This is a genomic window from Ferruginivarius sediminum (assembly GCF_003344765.1).
GTDB classification, from domain to species: domain Bacteria; phylum Pseudomonadota; class Alphaproteobacteria; order Kiloniellales; family Rhodovibrionaceae; genus Ferruginivarius; species Ferruginivarius sediminum.
Genome location: NZ_QPMH01000001.1, coordinates 78058 through 89203 on the forward strand (window position 1 = coordinate 78058; position 11146 = coordinate 89203).

Consider the following 11146-nt stretch of genomic DNA (forward strand, 5'->3'; position numbering starts at 1 on the left):
GAAGCGCTTGTGCAATTCTTCGTGCCAGCGCGAGTGGAAGGACGGGATGGCGGACGTCGGCGGGACGTTGGCGGCCCTGCGCGAGCAGGCGCCGCTTGTGCACAGTATAACGAACCTGGTGGGGATGGACCTCTCGGCCAACGTCCTCCTGGCGGCCGGGGCGTCGCCGTTAATGGCGCATGCGCCCGAGGAGGTGGACGAGGTTGTGGCGGCGGCGGATGCGCTGGTCGTCAATATCGGCACATTGACCTCGGAGGCCGTCGACGTGATGGCGCAGGCCGCCGTGAAGGCCGGGGAACTCGGCATGCCCTGGGTGCTGGACCCCGTCGGCGTCGGCGCCACGGTATTCCGCAACGATGCGGCAAGCCGGCTGGCGGAGCTGGAGCCGGCGGTGATCCGCGCCAACGCCTCGGAGGTGTTGGCGCTGGCCGGGGTGGCGGCGGGGCGCGCCGTGCGCGGCGTGGATACCTCCGTCGATTCGCTGGAAGCGCTGGACGCGGCCGGCGAGCTGGCGGCGCGATGCGGCACCACGGTGGCGGTCACGGGCAGCATCGATTACGTCACGGACGGCCGGCGCTTGTTCGCCGTTGCCAACGGCGTGCCGATGATGGCGCGGGTGACGGCGATGGGCTGCGCTTTGAGCGGCCTGGTCGCCGCCTGCCTTGCCGTCTGCGCGGACGCGACCGAGGCCACCACCCATGCCCTGGCGATTTATGGCGTTGCCGGCGAGTGCGCCGCCGTGGACGCGGAGGGGCCGGGCAGCCTGCGCTGGCGGCTGCTGGATGCGCTGGATTCGATGGATAAAGACACGCTGCAGCGGATGGCGAGTATCGACGGATGACCCGGCAAGTCCCCGACCTCTCCCTGTATCTCGTGGTCGGCGCGGGCGATACGGGCTCGCGTCCGCTGGAAGAGGTGGTGCTGGCCGCCGTTGCCGGAGGTGTCACCCTAGTGCAATTGCGCGAGAAAAACGCGTCGACTCGGGCCATGCTGGAACGTGCGAAGCGGCTGAAGGTGCTGCTCGTCCCGCGCGGTGTGCCGCTGATCGTCAATGACCGCGTGGACGTCGCGCTGGCCGCCGGTGCCGACGGGGTTCACCTGGGCCAGGACGATATGCCGCCGGCGGATGCCCGTCGGCTGGTCGGCGAGCATATGGTTTTGGGCCTCTCCGTTGGCGACGAGAACGAGGCCGAGACCGCGGACCCCGCGCTGGTCGACTACATCGGTATAGGCCCGGCCTTCGCCACGGGGACCAAGGCGGATGCCGGGAGCGCCATTGGGCCCGATGGCGTCGCGGCCCTGCGCCGCCGCGTCGCTCTGCCCGCCGTCGCCATCGGCGGAATCACGGCCGCGAACGCCGTCGCGCTTCGGGACAGCGGCGTGGAAGGCATCGCCGTCGTCTCTGCCATTTGCGCGGCGGAGGATCCGAAATCCGCGGCGCGTGAACTGCGCGCCGCCTTTAGTGGCGCTTGAGAGAAGAGCGTGGGACGTCGGCGACCCGGGTCGCATTCGCCCTGCGGCAGAGTTGGTAGTAGGGATCGCGAAGGCGCCAGAAGCTGGTCATGTTCACACCGGTCGGTAGGATGATCCGGCTATCGTCATTTGACTTTTCCAGGTCTGTCATTGCCAGCCGCCGCGCATAGACTGCTGGGCGGTAGGTGCCGTTCCAATCCAAGGCCTTGCGAAAGTCCGTCAGTGCGGCGCTCTCTTTGGACTCCAATAGCCGAAGGCATCCGCGTGCGAGATAAAACCGTTCAGGTCGGTAACTAGCTTTTGAGACAGCGAGGTCAAGGCTCTTTCGCGCCTGCTTCATTCTCTTAGCTTTCAGGTGAGCGCGAGCCATTAGTTCGTGGGCCTCGGGCAGGCTGGGCCAGCCGTGATCTTCCCGCGCGATTTTGATAGCCGTTTCCGCCTTCTCGATGGCTGTGTCCGAGCGCCCGAAAGCAAGCATCAGTTCGGCCTCGGTGAGCGGGAGCATATGGCCTGCCCCACCAAGGGCGGTGGCGAACTCGACATCGGTCTTCGCCTGTGCCAGCTTTTGCTGCCGGACATAGAGGCGAGCGCGGTAGACGTACAACTCCGCATCGTCGGGCTGTATCCGGATGGCCGCGTCAAGATCCGCAAGGGCTTCATCATATTCCCCACCCATATCCAGTCTTGAAATTGCGCGATACTTGAGCGCCTTCAAGTAACAACCTTTTTGTCCGGATGAAGTCGCCCTGACAGTGATGCTTGCCTCCTCGCACTTGTCCCTGGCGATGGCTTTGTCGAAATACCGAAGGGCGATCGGATATTTGTTCTGCGAGCCGTATAGCATGCCTAGGCCATAATAGCCTTCCCGCCGTCCGGGGTTTGCCCTGATTGCCTGCTTGAATGCTTTTCGGGCAAGTCCATACGTATTCTCGCGTTTCCACTTTGGATCGGACGAATTCTCCGAGCCGCTGCTGACCGTCTGCTTAAGCTTCGTCGCGGTGGAAACACGCATCTCGTTCGCCTTGTCGAGATAAGCCAAGCCAAGGTTAAAATATCCCATGGCGAAATTCGGATCAGCTTTCAAAGCCCTCTTATGATACTCGATCGAATTGTCGTAATCATAAAGGAGGTCGCGATATATGTTGCCGATTGTCATATAAGGCCATTTCGTTGCGACCTTCGTTTTGTAATCATCATCCGTATTACGTGCATCCACTGCCGAAAAGATGTCGACAGCTTCATGCAAACGGGACAGTGCTCTTGCCGCGTGAGCCTCACGGATATTCCAGCTATTTCCCTCAAGGGCCTTTTCGACGATCACCATCGCGATCCGCCAGGACGCAAGCGCCTTGCGTACGGGCGTGCCTTCCCGGTCGGCCTTCATGTATGCGGTGTCGAGTGCTTTGCGCGCTTGTTCGAGTTGGTCGAGCGCCATGAAGACCTGGCCGCGCAGCAGATAGCCGTCCGGTGCCTCCGGCTTGATCCGGATCAGAGTTTCAGCCGACGCAAGAGCGCGATGCGCGGCGTTCCGCTCCTTGTTCGTCAACTGGCGATCAAGATTAAGCAACCTGTAGACGACGTCCATCCCGTCGATGAAAGCGGATAGATATTTTAGGTCGCTATCCATCGCGCGGATTTGACGGTCGAATCCCTCGGCCTTCTCTATAAGCTCCTTTGCAACGGTCGTGTTGCCATCGCGGAAATAGATCATCTGCGCGACCTCCTTGAAGTGGTCACGCATGTTCTCGATTTCCTGTTCGCGCTGCGCCTTCATCTCGTATTGGGGATAGATGATAATGGCGGCACTGCCGAACGCGGTTAGGAACGCAACAGACAGGACATGTCTACGCAGCACGTCGAGCCAACGCAGTGGCGGGATTTCCAGTTCGTACCGGACATCGCCCACGTGGCGGCCGATCCGTCGCCGGTGGAAGAAAAGGCGTGAAAGGGTGCCCTTGGCAAGGAGGGCCGCCCTACTCTTCGTCGGAATCCAAGCCCGTTCGACTAGATAGACATACCATTGCCGGCGCAGCCACGCCTCCACGCCGGGCGTTTCGCTCGGATCGTTGTGTCGCCCCTCCGGCATTTGCGAGTGCTCCTATATTCACGCCGACGATGCGGCTTGCCGGAATGGTGCGCCGGGTCAGTCTCTTTGCGAACTGGCTTCGGCGGTTTCGGCGATGCGGGCCTCGTCGCCAGGCTTCACGAAGCCTTCGACCGCCCTCTGGAAGCGGGCATTACGGATATCAGGGATGTCGGCCGGCGTGTCGGCCCCTATGAAGCGCAGATGCTTCCGGAGAAGAACGGGGCGGGCCTTCGGGTAGTTGCGGCCTCCAAGGCTTCCCTTCTTGTTCTCCAGGGCCTCCAAGACCCGGACCAGCGCGTATGGGTCATAGCCGGCCATGCGTAGTAATTCAGCTCCGCGTCGGTCCGCTTCCAACTCGTGCTGCCGATTGTAGCCCAGGGTCATAGTCTCCATGAGATCGCTGCCATCCTGAGACTCGTCCTTTATCAATGCGTCGAGGATGGTTAGTGACTTGCCCTGGGCAACGCTGAGCATGTTGTGCCGCAACTCATGATGGGCAATCTCATGCGCCAGCACCGCAGCAAGCTCGTCCTCGCTATGAACTGCCTGGAGAACGCCGAGATTGATCATGATGATTCCGCTCGGAAAGGCCGCGGCGTTGAAGCCGTCGTCATTGCGGATCGCGAAAACGAGTCCCTTGTAGGAATACGGTGCGTGTGAGCCCAGCGCGACGGTGGTGCCAACCTTCTGGAGATAATCGTTGAAAGGGTGGCCGGGTTTGTACAGCGGCGCCGCACCCAGGAACGTTGCCGCCCAATTGTAGCCGAAGACATACTCGTCGCTCGGTCCGATGCGCTGTTCCAGGAAGTCCAGTTCATCCTGTATATCCTTGTCCATCTCGGCAAAGCTCGCGTCGAGGGTTTCCGACGCCGAGTCCAGCGACGACTTCACTGTCTCCGTTGCATCTTCCATCGTCTTGCAACCACTCAGGCTGGCGACGGCGGCAAGTGCGGCCGCCAGGCAAAGCTGTCCTGCGCGGCGCCTCATTTCAGCAGTTCCCTCAACTCATGCTTGTCGGCAGCGGGATTGGTCAGTATCCATTCGGGTGCGGCCCTTGCGTTGAACTCGCCGAGGCCGCCCCGCATGCGAAAACCTGCAAAGGCCTCATGAGGATCGCTGGTGGCGTGGCGCTGGATCAGCCGGCGCAGGCTTTCGGCATCGGCGTCGGCATGGGCCATGTTCCCGCCGATCTCCTTGCCGCCCCGGCCCAAAACCGGCCTGACATTGAAGCCCTTGCCGGTCGAGCCCATGCGTGCCGACTTGAATTTGCGATTGGCATCCTCGAAGGTTTGTTGTTCGTACAAACCCGGACCAATGAGGCAGCGCGACGACGCAAATGCCGCCTCACCTTTATGCCTCACCTCTATCCAGGCATACGCGACGTTTTTCTCGCGCCCCGTCTGTGCAGTGGCCTCGTGGGATGTTTGCTTGCCGGTGGCGTATATCGGGTCCGAGTCACTCAGCCGCATGGACTCCGGGACGACGTATTCTCCCGCCAAACCTATTACCTCGAAGCGCCCGCCCAATTCGGCCATCCCGATCTGCTTGCTGAGAGCTGTCGGGGCGGCATGCAAGGGAAGGGTCAGGCAGCCGTTAACGAAGGTTTCGCCCGGCTTCGGGTAGTGGGTGTAAATCATTTGTGCCGCCGCCGCTCCGAAGCCGACAGTGCATAGGCCGGCGGTCAACCCGACTTTCAAGGCGGTGCTAAATAAGCGGGCCGTGGGGCGGCCCCACCAGACGCGCCACATGGCTCCTCGCAAGAATGGTGAATGCACGTGGACGGTAGTCGAAACTTCTCTCTAACGTCAACGTATTTGAGAGAAATTCATTGAAAAATTGTAAGACTGGATGTCGAAATATGTCTCCTTGCCGCGCCGTGCCGCGGCAGCGGCCTAAACGTACATTGCCATCGGCTCCAGCGTCGAGTGCTGGCCGAGGGCGGGGCGGTGCTCGCTCAGCCAGTCTTCAGCCGTGGCGCGGCCGACATCGCGCAGGTGGCGCAGGAAGCGCCAGTCCGCGTTGAGCTTCGAGGAGACACCGAGGCCGCGAAGGGCGTCGTCGCCATGGATGCGGTGCAGGCGGACCGGCTCCTCGTTATCGCATTCGTGCGCCTCGTGCACGGCCGTCTGCAGGGCGTGAAGCTCGCGCATCAGGCCGGCGTTGAAGGTGATGGTGTTCATCCGATCGAAGATGTCCTGCGCGGTCGTCGGCACCTCGTCGACGGTCGTTGGGTTGACCTGCACCACCAGGATGTCGCGGCAGTCGGTCTCCTCGTAGAGCGGCAGGACGGCCGGATTGCCCAGATAGCCGCCATCCCAGTACGCCTCCCCCTCGATCTCCACGGCGCGGTGCAGGAACGGCAGGCAGGTGGAGGCCAGGACGGCCTCCAGGCTCATCTCGGGTCGGCGGAAGATCTTGACGCGCCCCTCGCGCACGTTGGTGGCGCTGATGAAAAGCGGCGGTCCGTTGATGTCGCGGAGAACGTCGAAGTCGATGCACTGCGACAGCGTCTCGCGCACCGGATTGACGTCGAATGCATTGAAGTCGTACGGCGAAAACAGTCGCGAAGACAGTTCAAGCGCCCAATACGCCGGAGAGAACTGCAGCTTGCCGAATCCGAACCAGCGGTCGATGGCAGTCGGCTGCATCGGACTCATCGCTGTGAGCGCGGCGATGCGGCGCCAGAACTGCGTCAGTTTCTGCTGCGCTGCCGTGCGGCCGCCAAGCGCGAGCCCATAGGCCAAGAGCGAGGCGTTGATCGCGCCCGCACTGGTGCCCGAAATGCCGGCGAAATCCAGATCCGGCTCCTCCAGCAGCCGGTCCAGCACGCCCCAGGTGAATGCGCCATGCGCCCCGCCGCCCTGCAGGGCCAGGTTGACGCGAGTGCGGCCGTGATTGACGGACCCGGTCCGCCGCCCGGCCGAGGTGCCGTCGGTACAAGACATCTTCGATTGCGCCCCTTCAGTCTCAAGTCCCCTTGCTGCACCGCCATACTTCCGCGCGCTGCGCTGCAATGCAAGCCGAGGTTCGGACGGGCGGAGGATCATGCGTTTCACGTTCAGGTGGAGGCTAGAAGTACTGTTACAGCGAAAGCGGGATGTCTTTGACGGGACGCAATACCAGTTCGGGATATTCGTCCCGTCCGCTCTATTCATAAGCGAAAATCCATACTGTATATTCGATATTTGCTGTATAAACAGGGGCAACAAATGTATATTTGTTATTCATATGTGAGGCGGAATTTTTGCCTCAGCCTGTTTTTTGATCACAATCATGTATAGGAGTCTCTCAAAAGTCTGGACAACTGGACATTTTTAGATACCAATTAGGTATGATCAATGTGCTGGATTTCTCTCGTCGGGACATGAAGGTACTCCGGGCCGTACTGGACGGGCGTTCACGGGCCGAGATTGCACGCGATCTTGAGACCAGCGAGGCGCAGGTGACGATCATCGTCCAGGGGCTGTTGCAGTACCTTTCGCGGGCCCGCGTCTGAAGGCCGGATTTCGCGCCGCGTCATCGATGGCGGGGCAGGCGTCGGCCAACCGACCTGCGGGCGTCGCCCCCGCGCGTTCCAAACGCCGCGCCGGCATGGTATGGAGCAGTCCGCCATCACCGGTGCGAGGCTGTGATGACCGATCCTGTTCTGTTGGACGTCGATTCCGATATTGCCACCGTAACCCTGAACCGGCCCGAGCGCCGGAACGCGTGCAACCTGGCCATGTGGCGGCGTTTGGCCGAGGTCATGGAAGAGGTGGGGCACAACGATTCCCTTCGTTGCGTTGTCGTGCGCGGCGCCGGCGGCGAGGCTTTCGGGGCGGGCGCCGACATTGCCGAGTTCGAACGGCACCGGTATTCGGCCGAGCAGGCCCGCGCCTATAACAGCGAGATGGTGCCCGCGTTCCATGGATTGCGCGACTGTCCGCATCCGGTGGTCGCTCTTATCCAGGGGCCGTGCATGGGCGGCGGGCTGGAAATCGCGATGTTCTGCGACCTGCGCATCGCGGGCGAGAGCGCACAATTCGCCATCCCGGTCAAGCGTCTGGGACACATGCTGGCCTTGCCGGAACTGGAAGAGCTGATCGAACTTGTGGGCCGGGCGGCGGCGCTGGAGTTGCTGCTGGAAGGGCGCGTCTGGACGGCGCAGGAGGCCTTCGTCAAGGGCTTGGCGACCCGCGTCGTGGCGGATGACGTGGTGGCCGACGAGGTCTACGCGACGGCCCGGCGGATCGCCTCGGGCGCGCCGCTGGCCGCGCGTCAACACAAGGCTTTTGCCCGCCGGCTGATGGACCCGGCCCGGCTGAGCGAGGCGGAACTGGACGCACCCGCCCGCCTCTGCGACAGCGAGGACTACAGGGAAGGCGTGCGCGCGTTCCTGGCGAAGGAGAAGCCGATATTCCGCGGGCGCTAGGCCGGGCCGGCGCGATGCGCGGTGGCCGCCCTAGCCGTCCTCGTCCTGCGGCATTGCGCTGTCGAGGATCTCGCACAACCGATTGACCCGCGCGCTGCGCTGGCGATGGATGCCCGGCGTATCGTTGCTCAGCACCCATTGGCGGGCTTCCATGAGCTCGGCGATGGTCGTCTTGCTGGCAATGATCTCGGCAATCCGGGCATCTTCGAGGTTGCCGACGATAGTTTCGATATCGCTGCGCGTGACGGGCCGGTTGCGCGGCATCGACGCCTCCTGCGCTGCTTGGCGGTGACGACGGCGAACCACCGGCATGTGGGGGCGGCGGGCGGGAAGGCAAGCCCTTAACCGTGAGTCTGGCGGGCTGGCAGCCCCTCTGGCGTCTCGCTGCCCCGGCGGTACTTGAAGACACCTTCGCCGCGGCCGACAAGCTCGCCCTTGGCGGTACGCACCTCGCAGTCGGCGAAGAATACGCTGCGCCCGCCGCCGACGACGCGGCCCGTCGCGGTCAGGGTGTCGCCGTGCCGGACCTGCCCCAGGAACTGCGTCGTCAGCTGCAGCGTCATCGCCCGCCGGGCGTTGCCGGGCACGGTGCAGTAACAGCCGGAATAGCCGCAGGCGGCGTCGATCAGCGTCGACATCACCCCGCCGTGCGCCACGCCACTACGGTTCAGGTGCCGCGCCTCGACATCGAGGATCACTTCGGCGTGCCCGGATTCCCAATCGCCGATTCGATAGCCGACGAGATCCGCGAACCCGCCATGCGGCGTGAGCGGGTCCGCCTTTTCGGCGGTGTCGGTCTTTTCAATCGGATCGGGCCGGGTGTTCGCCATGACGCGGCGATGCTGCCCCAGGTTCCACGGGCTGTCCAGGGGGCGGGCGGCGGCTTGACTCGCCGGTATCTCGAATTTAGAACGAAACAAGAACAAAACAAACCTCGAACGTGAGGTGTGTGATGAGCGATGACAGCGGCAAGCCCGGCCTGGGTCGATTGCGCCAACGGGTGCGGGCGATCGAGCGTGGGGAGGCGGCGGAGCGTCGTCCGGTGCTTTCCACGGGCGCGGCGGCGCTGGACGATGCCCTGCCGGGCGGTGGCCTGGCGCGCGCGGCTTTGCACGAGGTGGTTCCCGGGCGCGCGGACTGGGACGACGGCCCGGCCGCGGGCTTCTGCCTGGCGATCCTGGGACACCTGTTGCGCCGGGTTTCCGGGCCGGTGCTATGGATCGCCCGGCGGCAGGACCTCTACCCGCCGGGTCTTGCCGCCTTCGGTGTCCATCCGGATCGCCTGCTGCTGGCGCGTGCGGGCGACGACGCCACGGTGCTGTGGGCGATGGAGGAAGGCCTTCGCTGCTCCGACCTGGCAGCTGTGGTGGGCGAGGTTCGGGCGTTGGACCGCGTCGCCGCCCGGCGCTTGCAACTCGGGGCCGAGGCCGGGGGCATGACCGCGCTGTCGCTGCTGCGCCCCTCGGTGGCGCCGCGCGGGCGAGAGGTGTCCAGCACCGCCGCGACGCGCTGGCGGGTCGGGGCGTTGCCGGGCGCGGCGGGCGCGGTGGCCGCACTGCCCGGACGGCCGCGCTGGCGGCTGGAATTGCTGCGCGTGCGCGGCGGGCATCCGGCGGATTTCGAGGTGGAGTGGGACGATGCGACGGGTGATTTCGCTATGGCTGCCCCGTTTCGCGACGGAGCGGCTGCAACGGCTGGGGGCGTCGCGATCTCCTGAATCGCGAAGCTGCTCCAGGCCACTGGCCCTGGTTGCGGGAGAGAACGGGCGGCAGGTGCTCTTTGCCGTCGACGCCCGCGCGGCTGCCGCCGGCTTGGGTCCGGGCCTGCCGCTGGCGGAGGCGCGGGCGCAACTGCCGGGGCTGCGCATGGCGACGGCCGATCCGGCCGCCGACGCGCGGGCGCTGCGGCGTCTGGCCGACTGGTGCGGACGCTACAGCCCCTGGACCGCGCCGGACGGCGCGCATGATGGCGGCGGCGCGGCGGGCGTGCTGATCGACGCGACCGGCTGCGCCCATCTCTTCGGCGGCGAGGACGCGATGTTGGCCGATCTGGTGTGCCGCCTGCGCCGCCTGGGGCTGGGCGCACGGGCGGCGATGGCCGGAACGCCGGGCGCGGCCTGGGCGCTGGCCCGCTTCGCGACGACGGACACGTGTCCGACGCTGACCGTGCCGGCGGGAGACGAGCGCGCGGTCCTGGCGCCGCTGCCGCCAGTGGCCCTGCGTCTTGGCGCGGCCGAGGGCGAGCTGCTGCACCGCCTGGGCCTTCGCACCGTCGGCGACCTGGCTGCGTTGCCGACGGCCACGCTGGCGCCGCGTGCGGGGCGCGAGGTGGTGCGGCGGCTGGATCAGGCGCTGGGCCGGGCCAGGGAGCCGATCGACCCGCTGACCCCGGTTCCGCCACTGTACGTCCGGCGCGGCTTCGGCGAGCCCATCGGCGTGCGCGCCGACCTGGCGGCGATGGTGGAAGAGCTGATCGTCGCGCTGTGCCGCCGACTGGAGGATGCGCAGCAGGGCGCGCGGCGGCTGGAGCTGACGCTGTATCGCGTGGACGGGACGCTGCAACCCGTGCGCCTGGGCACCAGCCGGGCCAGCCGTGACGCCGACCACCTGAAGCGTCTGTTCGCCGAGCATCTGGACAATCTTGACCCTGGCTTCGGGGTGGAGGTGATGACCCTGGCCGCCACGGCGGTGGAGCCGCTGAGCGCGCTGCAACTCGGCCTGGGCCGCGCGGCGGATAGCCCGGCACCGGCGAAAGGCGGCGGCGATCTGGCAAGCCTGATCGACCGGCTGGAGAACCGGCTGGGCGCGGGAACCGTCACCCGTCCGCGCCCCCATGGAAGCCGCTTGCCGGAACGCGCGGTCCGCCCCGCGCCGCCCTTCGCACGCGATGCCGCCACTTGGCCGGATGTGCCGCCGCGTCCCGTGCGCCTGCTGGCTCGGCCGCAGCCGGTGGAGGCGACGGCCCTGCTGCCCGACCATCCGCCGGCGCGGTTCCGCTGGCGCCGCCTGCGCCACCGCACCGCCGCCGCCGAGGGGCCGGAGCGCCTCTCTCCCGAATGGTGGCGGGAGGCGGCGGAAGTCCGCGACTATTTCCGCGTGGAGACGGCGGAGGGACGGCGCTACTGGCTCATGCGCACCGCCGGGCAGTGGTATCTGCATGGTGTTTTTGGGTGAGGG

General features: G+C 65.3%; 12 protein-coding genes. 6 read left to right on the forward strand and 6 right to left on the reverse strand.

Going from position 1 to position 11146, the window contains the following annotated elements; genetic code table 11:
* Positions 1-46: 46 nt before the first annotated feature.
* Positions 47-841: a hydroxyethylthiazole kinase gene (gene thiM, locus DRB17_RS00340; RefSeq protein ID WP_114580182.1), complete on the forward strand. Its 795-nt coding sequence runs from the start codon at positions 47-49 to the stop codon at positions 839-841.
* Positions 838-1473, forward strand: a complete 636-nt coding sequence (gene thiE / locus DRB17_RS00345) for a thiamine phosphate synthase (RefSeq protein WP_114580183.1) — start codon at positions 838-840, stop codon at positions 1471-1473. Before thiM ends, thiE begins: the two co-directional genes overlap by 4 nt.
* Here the strand turns inward: thiE and DRB17_RS00350 are convergent.
* The 4 genes from DRB17_RS00350 to DRB17_RS00365 all read right to left on the reverse strand — a co-directional run bounded on the left by DRB17_RS00350 (position 1460) and on the right by DRB17_RS00365 (position 6504).
* Positions 1460-3559, reverse strand: coding sequence for a tetratricopeptide repeat protein (locus DRB17_RS00350; protein ID WP_114580184.1), 2100 nt, complete (start codon positions 3557-3559; stop codon positions 1460-1462). The genes thiE and DRB17_RS00350 overlap by 14 nt on opposite strands.
* A gap of 57 nt (positions 3560-3616) precedes the next feature.
* Positions 3617-4546 (reverse strand): M48 family metallopeptidase, encoded by a 930-nt coding sequence (locus DRB17_RS00355; protein WP_114580185.1) that lies wholly within the window; start codon positions 4544-4546, stop codon positions 3617-3619.
* Positions 4543-5307, reverse strand: coding sequence for a hypothetical protein (locus tag DRB17_RS00360; protein WP_114580186.1), 765 nt, complete (start codon positions 5305-5307; stop codon positions 4543-4545). The genes DRB17_RS00355 and DRB17_RS00360 overlap by 4 nt, the downstream gene beginning before the upstream one ends.
* 144 nt (positions 5308-5451) lie before the next feature.
* Positions 5452-6504 carry a patatin-like phospholipase family protein gene (locus DRB17_RS00365; RefSeq protein ID WP_114580187.1) on the reverse strand — a complete coding sequence of 351 codons (1053 nt, stop codon included), beginning with the start codon at positions 6502-6504 and terminating at the stop codon, positions 5452-5454.
* Positions 6505-6890: 386 nt separating this feature from the next.
* Here DRB17_RS00365 and DRB17_RS00370 point away from each other — a divergent pair, with 386 nt between their 5' ends.
* Complete coding sequence (locus DRB17_RS00370; RefSeq protein ID WP_114580188.1) at positions 6891-7055, forward strand: LuxR C-terminal-related transcriptional regulator; 165 nt, start codon at positions 6891-6893, stop codon at positions 7053-7055.
* A 135-nt stretch (positions 7056-7190) separates the two neighbouring features.
* On the forward strand, positions 7191-7970 hold the full coding sequence (locus DRB17_RS00375) for an enoyl-CoA hydratase/isomerase family protein (protein ID WP_114580189.1): 780 nt from the start codon (positions 7191-7193) through the stop codon (positions 7968-7970).
* A gap of 30 nt (positions 7971-8000) precedes the next feature.
* On the opposite strand, the gene DRB17_RS00380 is transcribed toward DRB17_RS00375, so the two are convergent.
* Together DRB17_RS00380 and DRB17_RS00385 are read right to left on the reverse strand one after the other, a co-directional pair.
* A complete protein-coding gene (locus DRB17_RS00380; RefSeq protein ID WP_114580190.1) occupies positions 8001-8234 on the reverse strand; it encodes a hypothetical protein in 234 nt (77 codons plus the stop codon).
* 77 nt (positions 8235-8311) lie between these two features.
* A complete protein-coding gene (locus tag DRB17_RS00385; RefSeq protein ID WP_241503694.1) occupies positions 8312-8890 on the reverse strand; it encodes a PaaI family thioesterase in 579 nt (192 codons plus the stop codon).
* A gap of 32 nt (positions 8891-8922) precedes the next feature.
* Here DRB17_RS00385 and DRB17_RS00390 point away from each other — a divergent pair, with 32 nt between their 5' ends.
* On the forward strand, positions 8923-9687 hold the full coding sequence (locus tag DRB17_RS00390; protein ID WP_114580445.1) for an ImuA family protein: 765 nt from the start codon (positions 8923-8925) through the stop codon (positions 9685-9687).
* Complete coding sequence (locus tag DRB17_RS00395) at positions 9608-11143, forward strand: Y-family DNA polymerase (RefSeq protein ID WP_114580192.1); 1536 nt, start codon at positions 9608-9610, stop codon at positions 11141-11143. The genes DRB17_RS00390 and DRB17_RS00395 overlap by 80 nt, the downstream gene beginning before the upstream one ends.
* Positions 11144-11146: the final 3 nt, after the last annotated feature.